This window comes from Microbacterium sp. CCNWLW41 (genome assembly GCF_037083505.1).
Window position 1 is genome coordinate 190214 of record NZ_JBAOJP010000008.1, and the last position, 17144, is coordinate 207357.

The 17144-nt window shown below is 71.2% G+C and carries 13 protein-coding genes; 6 read left to right on the plus strand and 7 right to left on the minus strand.

Going from position 1 to position 17144, the window contains the following annotated elements; genetic code table 11:
- Positions 1–3 precede the first annotated feature (3 nt).
- Entirely contained in the window at positions 4–894 is an 891-nt protein-coding gene (locus tag V6R91_RS25510) for a glycosyltransferase family 2 protein (RefSeq protein ID WP_336397559.1), read from the plus strand.
- Between the two features lie 15 nt (positions 895–909).
- On the opposite strand, the gene V6R91_RS25515 is transcribed toward V6R91_RS25510, so the two are convergent.
- The 3 genes from V6R91_RS25515 to V6R91_RS25525 all read right to left on the minus strand — a co-directional run bounded on the left by V6R91_RS25515 (position 910) and on the right by V6R91_RS25525 (position 5342).
- Positions 910–1680, minus strand: a complete 771-nt coding sequence (locus V6R91_RS25515; RefSeq protein ID WP_336397560.1) for a glycosyltransferase — start codon at positions 1678–1680, stop codon at positions 910–912.
- Positions 1681–1746: 66 nt separating this feature from the next.
- Positions 1747–4095, minus strand: a complete 2349-nt coding sequence (locus V6R91_RS25520) for a glycosyltransferase (protein ID WP_336397561.1) — start codon at positions 4093–4095, stop codon at positions 1747–1749.
- Positions 4092–5342, minus strand: coding sequence for a lipopolysaccharide biosynthesis protein (locus tag V6R91_RS25525; RefSeq protein ID WP_336397562.1), 1251 nt, complete (start codon positions 5340–5342; stop codon positions 4092–4094). The genes V6R91_RS25520 and V6R91_RS25525 overlap by 4 nt, the downstream gene beginning before the upstream one ends.
- A gap of 133 nt (positions 5343–5475) precedes the next feature.
- Between V6R91_RS25525 and V6R91_RS25530 the strand changes: the two genes are divergently transcribed.
- Positions 5476–6483 carry a glycosyltransferase gene (locus V6R91_RS25530; RefSeq protein ID WP_336397563.1) on the plus strand — a complete coding sequence of 336 codons (1008 nt, stop codon included), beginning with the start codon at positions 5476–5478 and terminating at the stop codon, positions 6481–6483.
- 30 nt (positions 6484–6513) lie between these two features.
- On the opposite strand, the gene V6R91_RS25535 is transcribed toward V6R91_RS25530, so the two are convergent.
- From V6R91_RS25535 to V6R91_RS25550, 4 genes are read right to left on the minus strand one after another with little or no spacing between them, the layout of a single operon-like run.
- Positions 6514–7446 carry a glycosyltransferase gene (locus V6R91_RS25535; RefSeq protein WP_271062580.1) on the minus strand — a complete coding sequence of 311 codons (933 nt, stop codon included), beginning with the start codon at positions 7444–7446 and terminating at the stop codon, positions 6514–6516.
- Positions 7443–7883 (minus strand): DUF2304 domain-containing protein, encoded by a 441-nt coding sequence (locus V6R91_RS25540; protein ID WP_271062579.1) that lies wholly within the window; start codon positions 7881–7883, stop codon positions 7443–7445. Before V6R91_RS25540 ends, V6R91_RS25535 begins: the two co-directional genes overlap by 4 nt.
- Entirely contained in the window at positions 7880–8638 is a 759-nt protein-coding gene (locus V6R91_RS25545; protein WP_271062578.1) for a glycosyltransferase family 2 protein, read from the minus strand. Before V6R91_RS25545 ends, V6R91_RS25540 begins: the two co-directional genes overlap by 4 nt.
- Positions 8639–8677: 39 nt before the next feature.
- A complete protein-coding gene (locus tag V6R91_RS25550) occupies positions 8678–11422 on the minus strand; it encodes a hypothetical protein (RefSeq protein ID WP_336397564.1) in 2745 nt (914 codons plus the stop codon).
- A 98-nt stretch (positions 11423–11520) separates the two neighbouring features.
- On the opposite strand from V6R91_RS25550, the gene rfbA reads away from it, so the two are divergent.
- From rfbA to V6R91_RS25570, 4 genes are all read left to right on the plus strand, one after another.
- A complete protein-coding gene (gene rfbA / locus V6R91_RS25555) occupies positions 11521–12390 on the plus strand; it encodes a glucose-1-phosphate thymidylyltransferase RfbA (protein ID WP_336397565.1) in 870 nt (289 codons plus the stop codon).
- Positions 12390–13388 carry a dTDP-glucose 4,6-dehydratase gene (rfbB, locus tag V6R91_RS25560; protein ID WP_336397566.1) on the plus strand — a complete coding sequence of 333 codons (999 nt, stop codon included), beginning with the start codon at positions 12390–12392 and terminating at the stop codon, positions 13386–13388. Before rfbA ends, rfbB begins: the two co-directional genes overlap by 1 nt.
- 112 nt (positions 13389–13500) lie before the next feature.
- Positions 13501–14913: a dTDP-4-dehydrorhamnose reductase gene (gene rfbD, locus V6R91_RS25565; RefSeq protein ID WP_336397567.1), complete on the plus strand. Its 1413-nt coding sequence runs from the start codon at positions 13501–13503 to the stop codon at positions 14911–14913.
- Positions 14910–17081, plus strand: a complete 2172-nt coding sequence (locus V6R91_RS25570; protein WP_336397568.1) for an acyltransferase family protein — start codon at positions 14910–14912, stop codon at positions 17079–17081. Before rfbD ends, V6R91_RS25570 begins: the two co-directional genes overlap by 4 nt.
- Positions 17082–17144 lie beyond the last annotated feature (63 nt).

The window sequence follows — 17144 nt, forward strand, 5'->3', positions numbered from 1 at the left end:
GCGGTGACGCACGACATCTTCATCCCGTTCTGGGGCGATCCGGATCAGCTCATGCTGGCCATCGACTCGGTCCGGGCACAGACTGTGCCGGACTGGCGGCTGGTCGTCATCGACGACTGCTATCCCGACCCCTCCGTGCGCGAACGCGTCGAGGCGATCGACGACGAACGCGTGCACTACGTCCGCAACGCGCAGAACGTGGGCATTACGGAGAACTTCCGGGAGTCGGTGCGACGCGCGCAGAGCACCCACGTCACGATCATGGGGTGCGACGACCTGCTGCGCCCGAACTACCTGGAGGTCGTGACCCGGACGGTCGCCGCCGTGCCCGACGCCGACGTCGTCCAGCCGGGAGCCCTCGTGATCGACCAGGACGGCGAGGTGGTCTCCCCGCTCGTCGACCGGGTCAAGCGCGGGCTGCTCGCTCCCCGGGGAGGACGGGGCATCGCGGTCCTTCGGGGCGAGCGGATGGCGACCAGTCTGATCCGGGGGAACTGGCTGTACTGGCCGTCGTTGGCGTTCCGTACCGAGACCCTCCGGCGGATCGATTTCCGCGACGGCTTCGCCGTCATCCAGGATCTCGCGCTGCTCATGGACATCGCCTACGACGGGGGCACGCTCGCCTACAACCCCGAGGTCGCCTTCGCCTACCGCCGGCACGACTCGAGCGCGTCGCAGCGCACGCTGCTCGACGGCAGCCGGTTCCGCGACGAGCGGGAGTACTACGCGCTGGCCCGACGGCTGGCGCTCGGCAAGGGCTGGCGGCGCACGGCCCGGACGGCGAGGATCCGGCTGATGTCGCGCCTGCATGCGATCACGGAGCTTCCCCGCGTCGTGCCGACCGGCGATCGGCGCGGCATCCGATCCGCCCTCGCGCACATCTTCCGGTTCTGACGGAGCGCTGACGGGTCAGCGCGAGCGCAGGCGGCGGCGGGCCTCGCGCCACAGGCGCAGCAGCAGCAGGCGCGAGCGCAGCGCCGGGATCACGCCGCGCGGCCGGGGCGCCGACGCGTTGTCCTCGTGGAGGCGTCGGCGCAGGACCGGCATGTGGACGTGGGTCATCATGCGTCCCGTGTTCGCCATGGTGGCGATCCACAGGTCGTGCGACTCGGTGAGATACGCCGGGAACGGGAGGACGAGGTCGAGCGCGTCGTCCCGGCGGATCGCCATGGCGCAGCCGTAGTACGGGGCGTCTCCCGCGAGCAGCCGCAGCTCGTTGCGCAGGGACCCGTGGCCGGGCAGGGGGGCGAGCCGCCACGGTCGTCCCGTCAGGGGCGATCGCAGGGGGGCGTCATCGCCCAGGAGGACGAGATCCCCCGCGGCGAAGCCGGTCTCCCCGGCCGCGGCGACCAGCGCGTCACGGCGTCCGTCCGTCCAGACGTCGTCCTGATCGCTCAGCAGCAGGACATCGCCGGTGGCCAGCGAGAGCGCGTGCTCGAACGTGCGGACGTAACCCACGTTGCGATCGTTGCGGATGATGCGGAGCCGGTCGTCGCGGAAGGACTCGAGGACGGCGACAGTGTCGTCCCGACTGGCGTCGTCGACGACGACGATCTCGTCGTCGGGGCGAAGCTGGGCGAGGATCGACTCGACCTGCGGGCGCAGGAAGCGGGCCCCGTTGTAGGTGGCCATGCAGACGCTGACGCGCGTAGTGGACGCGGAGGGAACGGGAACGGCCATCACCTTCAGCGTAGCGCGGACGGATGCCGCCGTCGCGGTCCGTGCCGTCTGGGGGGGGGGAATGAGTCAGACGCGCAGGATCTCGCGCAGCCTCCGCGCGTTCGCCTCGTAGGTGACCTCCAGCAGTCGTGCGCGGGCCGCGTCGACCCTCCGCTGTGCGGCCGCGAGGTCCGACAGCGCCTCCACGACGCGATCCGCCAGCGCGGCGACATCGCCGCGCTGTGCATAGAGGGCGTCGTCGGCCATGGACGCCCGCACACCCCCGATATCCGTGGAGACCACGGCGGCTCCGCAGAGGGTGGCCTCCGCCGGAGGAAGGTGCCACCCTTCCTCGTCGCTGCCGCAGAGATAGACCTGGCTGCCCTGGTACAGCGCGCGGAGGCGCTCGGGCGAGGGGTCGGGGGTGTACCGGATCCTCTCGGCCATGGCGGGGCGCTCGGGGCTCTGGCCGAAGGTCTCGACGATCACGTCGGGGCGGCGCCGGAGCACCTCTTCGAGGACTCCGATCACCACGTCCGCCCGCTTGTAGCCGTGCGGCGAGAGCAGCGACACGACCTGCGCCGACCGCTGATCGAGCGCGGGGCCGAGCGGGAACGCCTCCGGGACGAGTGCGTTCGGGAGCAGATGCGTCGTCAGCCCGCGCCCGGCGCACAGGTCGGCGAGCCACGGAGCGATCACGATGCGCTCGTCCATCGCGGCCCAGCCTGCTGCGATGTGGTCCGGTGTCTCCGCCCACGTCTCGTGGTGCTGGATGAGCACCGCGGTCCGAGCCCGGCTCCGGGCCGCGACGCGCGCCGCGAACGGTGCGGTCTGCGCTGCTGTCGCGAGGATCACGTCGCCGACGCGAGCCGGGATCCTCGGGAACCAGCTGGTCGCTCGGAGGCGGACGCGTGGATCGACGGGGAACCAGGAGACGCCGCCGCGCGCCCACTGGCCGCGATGGTCCAGGAGCCACCACGCGAGCCAGCCGCGTACAGCCGCCCACAGCCGGCGTCTCCCGCCCTGGAAGGCGTGCAAGGATTCCGAGTGCCACACCGTCACCGGGACGCCCTGCGCCACGAGGGCGTTCGCGTACTCGTACGCCACTTTGTAGCCGCCGACCGGCGTCCAGGCGATCGCGAGGAGCACGATGTGGACCTCGGGGCGCTCGTCCTCGTCGTGCGCCACCTCGGAAGCCCGACGACGAGCGTGGCGGACGGCGAGAACGGTGCAGGCGACCAGGGTGAAGACCTCGCTGAGCGCGAATCCGACGGCGACGCCGAGCGGGCCGATCGCGTTCCCGAGAACGAACATCGCGGTGAGTCCGAGGAGCGCCGAGACGATCGTGACGACGAGGACCTGCCGGTCCCGGCGGTGGGGGATGAGAATGTTGCGGATCAGCGGCGTGGACAGGGCAACGGCCACGAAGGCGATCGCATAGGCGTGGAAGACCGCGGGCTCTCCCTGCTTGCCGGCGAAGAGCAGCCCGCTCAGCACCGGTCCGAGGACGGCGAGCACGACCCACCCGACAAGGGCCACGGCGCCCATGACGACGAACGCCACCTGGTGCCTCCGGCGCCGATGCGTCCCCTCGGTCTCCAGCACCCAGGCCTGCAGGGCGTTACCGGCGGCGCTGACCGCCAGGAGCCCGTATCGGAAGATCTGGTGGCTCGAGGAGTAGGCGGCGGTCGCCGAGGTGCTGCCGATGACGCCCGCGATCGGGACCGGGGCGTTGGCGTACAGGCTGCCCACCGACTCGACGCCCCACGAGGAGGACATGTCGCCGATGTCTTCCCGCAGCCGCGCGGCGCCCGGCCAGGCGGGCAGCAGGCGACCGAGGTGGCGGACGTGGAACCAGAGCGTGCCCACGATGGCCGAAAGGCACAGGAGCAGGCCGTACCAGAGGATCTGCCCGGTGAGCAGGACGACGGCGATGGAGAGCGCCGTCGCCACGCTGCGCGGCACGACCTCGTACCAGAAGACCAGGCGCGGTGCGGCGACCCCGACGGCATACCAGCTCAGACCGATCGCGGTGAGGCCCCCGGAGATCGCGAAGACGGCGGCCAGCGGCTTCGTGCCGTCGGGGGCGATGGCCGCCGCGACGGCGGCGCCGACCACGCTGGTCGCGCCGACGGCGAGCAGACGGATATAGAAGGACCGGCCGTACAGGGCGAGGCGTTCGGCGGGGTCGGTCGTCATCGCGACGAGCGGCGTGCCCAACACGTTCCACCCGACGAGGCCGACCGCGGCGGTGAACCCGCCGACCCCGAGGCCGATGTTCAGCCCGGCCCATTCCGCCGTGGAGGCGGCGTGCGCGACGACCGGGAGGGCGACGAGTGGGAGCAGTGCGGCGAGGAACGGGAGGACCGAGAACCCGATCACGCGGCCGATCAGGGATCGGGTGACCTTGTCCGCCGTGGTCGTGGCTCGGCTCATTCCTCGTCCTTTCGGGGTCCTTTCACCTCCTCGTCGCGGACGGGGGTGAGACGACGACGGAGGGAGTACACCTGGTATCCTGCCACGCACAACTCGGAAACGGCGACAGCCCATGCGACAGCGGGGGCGTGTCCGAGCGCAGCGAACAGAATCACCAGGGGAGCGCCGACGGCGGCGCCGATGAGGGTCGACACGGCGAGGACGGTGACGCGGCCGAGAGCGACCAAACTGGCATACCCGACGACCGCCGAGACGGCGACCCCGACGAACGCGACGCCGAACGGGATGGAGATCTCGTAGGGGACATGCGCCTTGCCGACCAGGAGCAGCGACGACACCGGTGGAGAGAGCACCGCGATGCAGACACCGGCGAAGGCTCCGATCCCGAGCGCCGCCAGCGCCGAGACGCGGGCCCGATGGGCGAGCTGGTCGCGGTCGGCGGGTACCCAGCCCTGGAAGAACTGCTGGAAGGGCTGGAACGCCAGCGTGCAGTAGCGGAACAGGGTGTTCGCCATCCCGAACACCGCGACGGTCTCGCGGGGGAAGAAGGCGCCGACCGCGATGACGGGAAGGTTCACATACAGTCCGGTCGTCGCGGTGGCCAGAACGGCCGCACGCTGAGCGCTGAGCGTGTCGCGCAACGACGGGATCCGCTCCGATCGGGGCGCGCCGCGCAGCACGACCACCGCGGTGATCACGGCGGCCGCGAGGTATCCGAGCCCCTGTCCGAGGCAGAAGACCCAGAGCTCGTGCGTCCACCAGACGCCCGCGATGCCGAGGAGCGTGCCGCAAATGGCGGGGATCGTGTCGAAGCGGAACAGGCGCAGCGGTTCGGACCGCCCGGCGAAGTACCAGTTGCCGCCGACGGCCGGGAGCAGGTAGGCGAAGGCGCCGACGATGGACACGGCGAGATCCCCCCGGGTGAGGGCCCAGAGCAGAACCGCGAGCACGGGCGCGGTGACGGCGTAGAGGACGAGGCGCGCGCGCAAGGACTGGCGGAAGTACTCCGCGCGGTCGGCCTCCGGCATCCCGGCCACCGTGGCGGCCCCAGCGGCTCCCCAGCCGAAGGCGACGAGGATCGCTCCGAGCTGCGCGGTCGCCTGGACGGTGAAGAGGGTCCCGGTGGCGGCGGTGCCGGCGACCGCGCTGATCACGGGGATCGCCAGGACCCCGACGAGCGTTACCAGACCGACGGCCATGGCGAACTGGCTGATCCGCCCCGACGCCTCCTTGAGCGTTCCGTTCACGTGGTCCGCCGCCCTCTCGTCCCGTCGGCGCTTCGGTCGGCGGGGGGTCCGGGCACGGCCGTTCGGGTGTCGGTCGGACGTGCGCACATGGACCTCTAGAATACTGGAGTCGGCTGAGGAATCGGGGGAACGGATGGGCGGAGCGATCGTCCTTGCCGCCTATCGACCCGATCCCGAGCTCTTCGCGCGGCAGCTGCGCACGATCCGGGACCAGACCCGCGCCGACTGGGAGTGCCTCATCTCCGTTGACGGGGAGGCCGAGACCGTCGAACGGGTCGTGGCGGAGACCGTCGGCGAGGACTCTCGGTTCCGGGTGATCGCGGACGGCGACCGACGCGGCTTCTACCTCAACTTCGAGCGCGGCCTGGCCGCTGTGTCCGACAGTGCGGAGTGGATCGCTCTGAGCGATCAGGACGATGTCTGGTACCCGACCAAGCTCGAGACGCTGCTCCCGCACCTGGACGAGGTGTCGCTCGTCTCCGGACAGGCGCGTCTGGTCGCGCATCCGTCGGGGGAGGTGCTGGGGGAGACCGGCCGACGCCACCAGGACGCGGATGCCACGATGGTCGTCAACCAGTACACCGGCTCGCTGTGCGTGTTCCGCAGGGATCTGCTCGGCGTCGCGCTGCCGTTCCCGCGGCTCTCGTCGCACACGGTGGCCCATGATCACTGGCTGGCCGTCGTCGCGGGGGCGCAGCACGGCGCGCGCGTGGTCGACGAAGTGGTGCAGGACTACGTCCAGCACGCGGCGAACGTCTTCGGCGATCCGAGCCGGCTCTCCGTCGGCCCGCTCGCCACAGTGACGCGCGCGTGGCGGAACGTCGTTCGCTTCTCTCGCCGGTACGAGGGGTCCGCGAGCCCGGCCGCGATGCTGCGCATGCTCTTCTGGATCTCGGTGGGCTGGCGCCAGCTCATGGCGGACACGCTCGCGGCACGCGACGGTTCTCCGGCCGCCCAGCGGTCCGCACGTCGCTTCGGGGCGCGCGGACGCCGTCTCCGCGACACGCTCCCTCTTCTGCGGCGGGTGCAGGCGGACGGTACGGTCCCGGCCGCGTTCGTCATCGCCTACCTGGCGAGCTGGGCGGCGGGGTGGATCGTGCGCGGGCGCCGTCGGGCGCCGTCGGCTCCTCCGTCCCTCTGATCCGGCCGGCGAGCGAGGGGCAGGGCTCGGTCAGTCCTGGGACACGCGCACGGCGTGCCAGGAGATCCCGGCGGCGGCGGACGCGAGCTCGGCGTCCATCCGCCCCAGTCGTCCCGCTCGCCCGTCTCTTGCCCCGGCGCGCAGCAGGCGCCACATCGCCCGTCGCGGTCGTGCGAGCAGGGCCGCGATGACGAAGTAGGCGCGATCGGCGAGGCCGTCGCGGCGCAGGCGCGTCCGGTGATGGGGATAGCGCCGTGCGAGCACGATGCGGTTGCGCGCCCGGTAGTAGTAGCGGAACGGCGTGCTCAGGGTGAGGACGGGGAGCCTCCGTCCGAGGGGACCGGAGATCCGGTACTGCGCGCCGAGCTGGTGGGGCAGAGCAAGACCCGGGGCCACGATGCAGGGCAGACCGGCGTCCGCGCAACGCAGCTCGTAGTCGGTGTCGACCAGATCGATGAAGAGCGCGGCGTCCATCAGGCCGACGCGGTCGAGCGTCTCGGCATCGATCAGCATCCCGGACTGGATCGCATGGGCGGCGCGGACGACCCCGTCCACGATCGGATCGCCCGCCTGGTCGACGCCGGCGAAGTACTGGGGAACGACGGGGCCGGAGGGAATGCCGGCTTCCTTCGCGGCGACCGCGGCAGCGTGCAGAGCCGCGACGAAACCGGGCGCGACCGTCGAGTCCTGGTCGAACGTGACGACCGCGTGCGCACCCGCTTCCCGAGCGGTGCGGATGCCGAGGTTCAGCGCCGCGCCGATGCCCGAGTTCTCCTCCAGGCGGACCACGCGCACGCCGCCCTCCGCGATGCGTGCGAGCACGGCGTCCGAGGCGGGGCCGCTGCCGTCGTCGACCGCGACGATACCGTCGACCTGGGGCAGGAGGTCCGTGAACAGCCGTGGGGCCTCATCCGGGCGGAAGAGCGTGACCACGCCCCAGACACCGGTGACCGCGCGGATCATGCGGACGGAGGACCGTCCGGGGCGGCCTCAGGGGAACCGTCGGTGGCCGCGGGCGTCGTGCCGCTGGCCGGACCCGAGGCCGATTCGAGGGCCGAGACGCGGGCGTGCAGCCGCTCCAGCTCGGTGCGGGACAGTGCGGCCTCCTCGGCGATCCGCCGGATCTCGTCCTCGGCCTGCGACAGCTCCCAGGACAGATGCAGCGTGACTCCGAGCAGCAGCACGATCGCGAGGGCGAAGAGCATGTTGGCCGGTACCTGGACGCCGAGCAGGGCGGTGACCCACAGCAGCAGACCCGGGAAGAGGCCGAGGATCAGCACGAAGAGCGCGATGACGATCCACAGCGCGGCGTACTTCTCACGCATGCGACGGGTGATGAGCATCCACAGCACGACAGTGAGGATGACCAGGGCGAGCGCGATGCCCACGAAGATGATCACCGGGCGGCCTCCGGTTCGACAGGGGCGGATGCGCGTCGGCTTCGGCCCGTGAAGCGGCGCAGCATCGCCAGGCCCAGGGCGAAGACCGAACGCAGGAGATAGACCGACGCCCCGATGGGGCCCTGACTCGGCGTCCCGTGCTGGCGGGGCCGCATGGCCACGGGCACCTGCGTCACCGTGAGGCCCGCGTGGCAGGCGGCGACGAGGGAGTCGATGGTGTCCCCGAGGTACTCCGCGGGGTAGTAGCGCACGTACTGGGCGATCGCCCGGGCATTCGCCGCGCGGAACCCGCTCGTGACATCCGTCAGACGCGTCTTCGCGACGCGCGAGATCGTCTTGGCGAGGAACAGCATGGCCCAGTGGCGGGGCCCGCGCACGGTGTAGTCGCCGACCTCCGCGAACCGGGCTCCGATCGAGATGTCGGCCTCGTCGAGACCGGCGAGGACACGGGCGATGTCCGCGGGGTTGTGCTGCCCGTCCGCGTCGACCTGGATCGCGCGCGGGTATCCGTGCCGCTGGGCGTAGGTGAACCCCGTGCGCATCGCGCCGCCGACGCCCAGGTTGAACGGCAGCGAGATGACGATCGCGCCCGCCCCGGCCGCGACCTCCGCCGTATCGTCCTCGGATCCGTCGTCGATCACGACCACGTCGTACTCACCGTCCGCGGCACGGATCTCCCGCACGGTGGCGCCCACGTTGCGCGCCTCGTTCCACGCCGGGACGATGACGAGGACGCGGCCCGACGAGAAGGTCATAGTGCCCCGATCCTATCCGATCCGCTCATGCGCCCACGCTCACGGGATGTCGGTCCCGACCGGGTAGTCGCGCTTGTAGGCGGCAGGCAGGTCCAGCAGCACCGGCGGAGTTCCGCCGTTGAGGCGGATCAGGGTCGCGCCCGAGAGGACGTGGCGCAGCCGACCGGACTGCCAGTAGTAGACGGCGTCCGACCCCTGGAAGCGCACGAAGTCCTTTCGGTCCGTCAGCAGCGGCGACCCGACCGTGAATCCGCCGAGCCGGTCGCCCGGGAGCACCTGGACCGCGGGTGCACGGCCGCCGCCGAGCCGGATGAGCGTCTCGACGCTGCGGACATGGTGGAGGGCCCCGCCGGTGTATCGATAGATCTCGTCGCGTCCCTCGAAACGAACGAACGACTTCTCGGGCAGGACCGAGGACCCGAAGCCCAGCCACCGCGCGGTGTCGGGCGCCCAGGCGAGCACCGTGAGCGCACGGTTACCGTTGAGAGTGCGCAGATCCTCGATCGATTGCACGTGGCGCAGCTTCCCTCCGCCGATCATGTAGATCTGGGTCCAGCCCTTGGGCTGGACGAAGAGCGGCCCGGTCAGCGTGGTGCGGGACTTCCGGAACGTGCCGCACTCGGCGGCGGTGAGCCGGGTCGGCGTGATCCCGGCGTATGCGGTCGCGCGGAGCTCGGCGTCGAGAGTCTCCCCGCTGTCGTCCTGGTCACCGGGAGCGGGCTCATCACCGTCGACGGCGTCGGGCGATTCCTCGTCGCCGTCCTCCGGCGCGGCGGGCTCCTCGGTCGGCGCCGGTGCCGTCGTCTCGGCGGGGGCCGGGGGCACGCTCTCGGTCGGGTCCGGCGTCCCGGTGTCCGACGGTGCGGTCTCCGTCGGCGTCTCGGCGTCGGACGGTGCGGTCGGCGTCGGTGTCGCGGGGTCGGCCCCGGACGAGGCCGGCGCGTCAGGGCCGTCGGTGCCGGAGGGGTCGTCGTTCTCGGTACGCACCGCAAGCCCTCCGCTCTCGGGCGTCTCCTCCGTGGTGTCCGCGGTGTCGTCGTCGGGGGCGACGCTCTCGTCCTCGGGGAGCTCCTCCTCCATGGCCGAGAAGGAGGACCGCGTGGAGATCGGATACACGGTGCCGCTGGCGGCGACGTAGGCCTGGTCCCCGCAGAGCACGATGGGACGCAGGGTGCCGGGCGCCTTCGCGTTCGCCGAGAGGGAGCTTGCGGGAACGAGAGTGTCCTGCGGCGGAGCGCCGAACTCGGTCGCTAGGGAGACGTTCGGGATGTGCAGGAGCCGCTCTCCGACGAGCGAGAGGTAGATGGGATCGGCCCCCGCGCCTCGGATCAGGCGGTTGGCGAAGAGGACGACCTTGCCCACGGGGATCTTCGCGGCCGCAGACGGGGTCATCGACGCCACGTACCCGGAGGTGCCCTTGGACACCCGTCGCCAGATCTCCTGGTTGGCCACGTGCCGGCGCTTGCCGTCCTGATAGAGGTACACCTCGGCTCTGGTCCCGGAGCGGAAGAACGTCCCGATCGCGGCGCCCTTCGTGAAGCGGTCCGATGTGGCGGCGTCGAGATTGACGTAGGAACCGAAGTCGTACCCGAACAGCGCCACCTGTGCGGCGTTGACGAAGGCGTGCTTCGTGCCGTCCCGCTCGAGGAGGTACAGCGTGCCGCTGCGCGGATCGTGGACGTAGCGCGTGATCGGCCTGCCCTCCGGCACTGCGCCCAGCGCCGATGCGCTGGTGACCGCGACGCCGCCGAGGCGCGAGGTGAAGGCGGCGAGGTCCTCGCCCGAGACGACGTGGTGGCGAACCCCGCTCATGATGAGGTAGATCGCCTCCTGTCCGGAGGCCTGCACCAGTCCGCTCTTGGGCACGGGGCCCGTCGGGCCGCCTCCTCCCTGGGTGCTGCCGAACCAGTCGGTGAAGTAGTTGTAGAAGTTGCGGTTGCCGTACGCGGAGCAGCCGTCGCCCTCGCCGTAGCCGGCGCGCAGGGCGGCCGCGTTGGGCTGGTAGGGCGTGTAGTAGTAGAGCGCGGAGGTGGCGGCGTTCTCGATGTAGACGGGGGAGGACCCGCAGCCGCGGTCGGGGTTGTAGAGGATGTTCCAGGTGTTGCCCGGAGCGAACCAGGTGAACCACTCGCCCTCGAGGTAGATCTTCATCTGCCGGGCGGCGCCGTAGATCTGGTGGAAGAACCCGACGAACGACGGGTCGCACGGGGCGTCGTCGGGGCAGCCCTGGCCCAGGGCGGCGTCGTAGCGCCACTGGCTCGGCCACGTGTGCGTGACCAGGCCCTGCTCCTTCTGGAGCATGACGACGAGGACCTGGGGGTTGATGCCGCAGGACTGGGCGACGCGCGCGATGATGGTCGAGGCCAGCTCGTTCGAGGCGCCGCTGTAGCCGCGGCAGTAGCTGTCGGCCGGGCGGTTCACGCTGGAGATGCGGAAGTCCTTCAGGCAGGTGTAGCCCGACCGGCAGCTGGAGACCTTGCCCTCGAAGAACGACTGGATCTGGCCGGCGGTCATCGTCCCGGCGTCCGTGAACACCCGGTCCGAGATGATGTTCCCGGCGCGGAACTGGGAGAGGTCGGCGGCGGGGCGCACGGCGGCGGGGACGTCCTGGGGGAGCGCGGTCGCGGCGGTGTCGGCGGGGAGCGCGGTCGCGGCGGCGGTGTCGGAGGTGAGGGCGGCGGGCACGGCGGCGGTGGCCGGCGACGCGCTGAGAAGCGCTGCGGCGACCGCGACGGCGGCGACGATGCCGACCCAGCGGCGGGGGGAGGTCTTGTGGGGGCGCACCGCTCCATCATCCCTGCTCACCGCTGCCGTGCCGGTATCCCGCGCGCAGAGGGCGTGCACGAGGCGGTCTTTCGGGCGCCGTGTGCCACGATAGTCGGGTGAAAGGCATCATCCTCGCCGGCGGTTCCGGGACCCGGCTGCACCCGATCACCCTCGGCGTCTCCAAGCAGCTCATCCCGGTCTACGACAAGCCGATGGTCTACTACCCGCTGTCGACGCTCATGCTCGCGGGGATCAAGGACATCCTGATCATCACCACCCCGCACGACGCGGAGCACTTCGAGCGGCTCCTCGGCGACGGATCGCAGTTCGGCATCTCGATCACGTTCGCCCAGCAGCCCTCGCCCGACGGCCTCGCCCAGGCGTTCACCATCGGCGCCGACTTCATCGGCGACGACAAGGTGGCCCTGGTCCTCGGCGACAACCTGCTGTACGGCCCGGGGCTCGGCACCCAGCTGAAGCGGTACGCCGACGTCGAGGGCGGCGCCGTGTTCGCGTACTGGGTGGCCGAGCCGAGCGCGTACGGCGTGGTGGAGTTCGACGCGGAGGGCACGGCGGTCTCGCTGGAGGAGAAGCCGGCGCAGCCGAAGAGCAACTACGCCGTCCCCGGGCTGTACTTCTACGACAACGACGTCGTCGAGATCGCGCGCGGCCTCGCGCCGAGCGCGCGCGGCGAGTACGAGATCACCGACGTGAACCGCGAGTACCTGCGCCGGGGATCCCTCCAGGTCGAGGTGCTGCCGCGGGGCACGGCCTGGCTGGACACCGGGACATTCGACCAGATGACCGACGCCGCCGACTACGTCCGCACGATGGAGCGGCGCACCGGGCTCCGGATCGGCGTGCCCGAGGAGGTCGCCTGGCGCCAGGGCTTCCTCTCCGACGCGGAGCTGCGCGAGCGGGCGGAGAACCTCGTGAAGTCCGGCTACGGCAACTACCTGATCGAAGTCCTGGAAAGGGGCCGCTGATGTCTCACCTCCTCGTCACCGGCGGTGCCGGCTTCATCGGCTCCAACTTCGTGCACCACGTGATCGGGCACACCGATCACACCGTCACGGTGCTGGACAAGCTGACCTACGCGGGCAACCGCGCCTCGCTGGCGGGGCTTCCCGAGGACCGGGTGCGCTTCGTCGAGGGCGACATCGCCGACGCCGCCCTCGTCGACCGCCTGTTCGCCGAGGTGGACGCGGTCGTGCACTACGCCGCCGAGTCCCACAACGACAACTCCCTGCACAGCCCGCGGCCGTTCCTGGACACGAACATCGTCGGGACCTACACGCTGCTGGAGGCGGCGCGCGCCCACGGCCGTCGCTTCCACCACATCTCGACGGACGAGGTGTACGGCGACCTGGAGCTCGACGACCCGGAGCGCTTCACCGAGCAGACGCCGTACAACCCGTCGTCCCCGTACTCGTCCACCAAGGCGGGCAGCGATCTGCTGGTGCGCGCGTGGGTGCGTTCCTTCGGCGTGCGGGCCACCATCTCGAACTGCTCGAACAACTACGGTCCGTTCCAGCACGTCGAGAAGTTCATCCCGCGCCAGATCACCAACGTGATCCGCGGCATCCGCCCCAAGCTCTATGGCGCCGGGGAGAACGTGCGGGACTGGATCCACGCCGACGACCACTCTTCCGCCGTGCTGACGATCCTCGACAAGGGCCGGGTGGGGGAGACCTACCTCATCGGCGCCGACGGGGAGCGCAACAACAAGGAGGTCGTCGAGCTGATCCTCCAGGAGATGGGCCAGCCGCGCGACGCCTACGACCACGTGACCGACCGCGCCGGCCACGACCTGCGGTACGCCATCGACTCGACCAAGCTCCGCACGGAGCTCGGGTGGACGCCACAGTACGCCGATTTCGAGGCGGGTCTGGCGGCCACGATCCAGTGGTATCGGGACAACGAGGCCTGGTGGGCCCCGGCGAAGGACGCGACGGAGGCGTTCTACGCCTCGAAGGGACAGTGATGGCTGCGTTTCGTCTCGCTGGGCTCGCTCGACGAACGGGGAGTGAGACGGTGATGGCCGTGGCGCGTTTCGTGTCGCTGCGCCCGCTCGACGACCGGAAGGCGGGGCTCTGATGGCGGTCGAGTTCGGCAAGCAGCTCTCCGTGCAGGAGACGCCGATCCCGGGGATGATCGTCCTCGACCTGCCCGTGCACGGCGACGCGCGCGGGTGGTTCAAGGAGAACTGGCAGCGCGAGAAGATGACCGCGCTGGGGCTGGCGGACTTCGGTCCGGTGCAGAACAACATCTCGTTCAACGACGCGGTGGGCACCACCCGCGGCATCCACGCGGAGCCGTGGGACAAGTGGGTCTCGGTGGCGACCGGGCGGATCTTCGGAGCCTGGGTGGACCTGCGAGAGGGACCGAGCTTCGGCACGGTCTTCACCGCGGAGCTCGACCCGTCGAAGGCGATCTTCGTGCCCCGGGGCGTGGGCAACTCGTATCAGACCCTGGAACCGGACACCGCGTACACGTACCTCGTGAACGACCACTGGTCGCCGGATGCGAGCTACTCGTTCCTCAATCTCGCCGACGAGACCGTCGCGATCGACTGGCCCATCCCTCTGGCCGACGTCGAGATCTCGGAGAAGGACAAGGCCCACCCGCGGCTCGCCGAGGTCGCCCCGATCCCGCCGCGCAAGACGCTGGTGGTCGGGGCGAACGGACAGCTCGGGCGGGCGCTGCGCCAGGCGCTGGGCGATGCCGCGCACGTCGAGTACGCGACCCGGGAGACGCTGGACCTCGCCGATCCGGCTTTCGTCGCCTCGCGTCGCTGGCGCGACTACGGCGTGATCGTCAACGCCGCCGCGTACACCGCCGTGGATGCGGCGGAGACGGCTGAAGGGCGCGCTCAGGCGTGGGCGGCCAACGTGACCGGCGTCGCCGCCCTGGCGCGCGTCGCCGCCGAGAACGGCCTCACCCTCGTCCACGTGTCCAGCGACTACGTCTTCGACGGGACCTCCGCGGAGCCGTATCGGGAAGCGGATGCCGTCTGCCCCCTCGGCGTGTACGGCCAGACCAAGGCCGCCGGCGACGCCGTCGTCGCGACGGTCCCGCGCCACTACGTCGTGCGCACGTCCTGGGTGATCGGCGACGGGAAGAACTTCGTGCGGACCATGGCGTCGCTCGCCGAGCGCGGCATCGATCCGTCCGTCGTCGACGATCAGCGCGGCCGGCTGACCTTCGCGGACGAGATCGCCCGCGCGATCCTGCACCTGCTGGCGCAGCGCCCCGCGTACGGGGTCTACAACCTCAGCGGATCCGGCGAGCCGGCGACGTGGGCGGACGTCGCGCGTGAGGTCTTCGCGCTCGTCGGAGCCGACCCCGATCGGGTGACGGGGGTGAGCACCGAGGAGTACTTCGCCTCCGCCGCCGGTCCCGTCGCCCCGCGTCCTCGCAACAGCGTGCTCGACCTCGGCGCGATCGAGGCGACGGGCTTCGTGCCCCGCGACTTCCGTGCCCAGCTCCGGGAGTACCTCCGCACGTGACCGCGCCCGCGGCGACGCGGACCGCCGTCGCAGCGTCGCGGCGGGCTCGGGGATTCCGGCCGGACATCCAGGCGCTGCGCGCCGTCGCGATCGCGCTGGTGGTGGCGAACCATCTCTGGCCGTCCGTCCTCACCGGCGGGTACGTCGGTGTCGACGTGTTCTTCGTGATCTCCGGGTTCCTCATCACCGGGCACCTCGTCGCGGAACTCCGCCGGGACGGACGGGTACGCCTGGGTGCGTTCTACGCCCGACGGATCCGTCGGCTCCTCCCCGCGGCGCTCCTGGTGCTGTTCGTGACGATCGTCGGGGTGTGGGTCCTGCTCCCTCCGACGCGGTGGACCGACAACGCCCTCCAGACGATCGCCAGCGCGGTGTACGTGGAGAACTGGACGCTCGCGGGGCTCTCGGTCGACTACTCGGCGCACAACGGCGCCGCGAGCGCCGTCCAGCACTACTGGTCGCTGTCGGCGGAGGAGCAGTTCTACCTGGTCTGGCCGGTGCTGCTGCTGGCGGCGTTCCTGCTTCTCGCCCGCCGGCGCCGGGCCAACGGCCCGGTGACGACGCGGTCGCAGAACCCCGTCTGGACCGTCGACGCCGCATCCACCGGCTGGCTGCTCGCGAGCGTGGCCGGGGGCGTGGCGGCGGTCTCCCTCACCGTCAGCGTCCTGTTCACCGCGGCCGCGCCGGCCCCGGCGTACTTCGTCACGTTCACCCGGATGTGGGAGTTCGCGGCGGGCGCTCTCGTCGCCCTGGTCCCCGGCGCCGTGTTCGCCCGCTTCGGCACCTCCGTGGCCGCGGCGGTCGCGGTCGCGGGCGCGGCCGCCATCGCGGTCTCGGCCGTGCTGTTCGACTCCCGGACCCCTTTCCCGTCGGCGGCGGCGCTGCTGCCGGTCCTCGGCACGGTGCTGGTGCTGGTCGCCGGTACCGGGCGTCCCGCCCTGCCGGTGCTGTCGCGGGTGACGCACAGCCGTCCGGTGCAGTGGCTCGGCGACGTCTCCTATTCGCTGTACCTGTGGCATTGGCCGCTGATCATCCTGATCCCGTTCCTGCTGCGTCATCCCCTCACGCTCCCCGTCGAGCTCGGCGTGCTCGGTGTCGCCCTCGTGCTCGCGGGGGCCACGCGGCGTCTCGTCGAGGTCCCGGCACAGCGCTCGCCCTGGTGGCGCACGACGCGGCGAGCGCTGCTGGGGATGGGCGCGATGATGCTCGTCGTGGTGATGACGGCCGGTGCGGCCGCGCTCGCCGGATCCACACGCGCGATACCCGTGCCGGTGGGAGAGCCGATCGCGCTTCCCGCCGGTGTCCCCGCGGACTGCGCCGGACCCGGGGCTCTGCTGCCGGGCAGCGGCTGCGACCCCTCGCTCGCCGTGGCGGAGCCGGTCGTCTCCGACGCCGATGCCTACTATGCGCTGGCGCCCGAGTGCGCGGCGTACGACGACCGGCTGCGGATGGACGACCGCCAGACGACCAGGGAGTGCGACTTCGGCGACGGCCCGCGCGTGTGGCTCGTCGGAGACTCGCACGCGGAGCAGTGGCAGGGGGCGCTGTTCGCGATCGCCCGCGAGCGGGGCTGGCGGCTCACCATCAGCACGTTCCCGGGGTGTCCGGCGGCCGATGTCCCGTTCATCGGGTTCGACACGGAGTGGGGTCCGGTGGACTACGAGCGCTGCCGGATGTGGGCGGCGCAGCTCACCGAGACCCTCGTGAGCGAGTCTCCGGATCTCGTCATCACCTCGATGGCGGCGCGACAGCAGCTCGTCGCGGACGAGGCGGGCGTGGGACACGACGCGGTGTTCGCCGACGGGCTCCGCCGGACCTGGACACGGTGGACCGACGCCGGGATCCGGATCCTCCCGATCATCGACATCCCGCTCAACGCGGATGTGCGCGATCCCGACTGCGTGGTGCTGCGCGCCTCGTCGCCGGAGCAGTGCGCCGTCCCCCGCGACGCGGCCCTCCCGCCGGACCCCCTCGTCCTGGCGACCGCGTCGGCACAGGACGGCGTCCATCCGCTCGACCTCAGCGACCGGTTCTGCGACGCCGAGCGGTGCTTTGCCGCGGTGGGAGGCATGCCCGTCTACTTCGACGCGGACCACATGAGCGGACCGTACGCGGCGCGGCTCGCCCCGGACCTCCTCCCTGCCATCGACCGTGCGCTGTCCGATTGAGGATGCTCCCAGCGGGGATCAGGGGAACCCCGTAGACTCGCTCATCGACCCCGACATCGTCGC

Bases quoted from the DNA above. Each gene is read 5' to 3' on its own strand.
- V6R91_RS25515 (WP_336397560.1), bottom strand. From the start codon at position 1,680: ATGGCCGTTCCCGTTCCCTCCGCGTCCACTACGCGCGTCAGCGTCTGC.
- V6R91_RS25520 (WP_336397561.1), bottom strand. From the start codon at position 4,095: ATGAGCCGAGCCACGACCACGGCGGACAAGGTCACCCGATCCCTGATC.
- V6R91_RS25530 (WP_336397563.1), top strand. From the start codon at position 5,476: ATGGGCGGAGCGATCGTCCTTGCCGCCTATCGACCCGATCCCGAGCTC.
- V6R91_RS25535 (WP_271062580.1), bottom strand. From the start codon at position 7,446: ATGATCCGCGCGGTCACCGGTGTCTGGGGCGTGGTCACGCTCTTCCGC.
- V6R91_RS25545 (WP_271062578.1), bottom strand. From the start codon at position 8,638: ATGACCTTCTCGTCGGGCCGCGTCCTCGTCATCGTCCCGGCGTGGAAC.
- rfbB (WP_336397566.1), top strand. From the start codon at position 12,390: ATGTCTCACCTCCTCGTCACCGGCGGTGCCGGCTTCATCGGCTCCAAC.
- rfbD (WP_336397567.1), top strand. From the start codon at position 13,501: ATGGCGGTCGAGTTCGGCAAGCAGCTCTCCGTGCAGGAGACGCCGATC.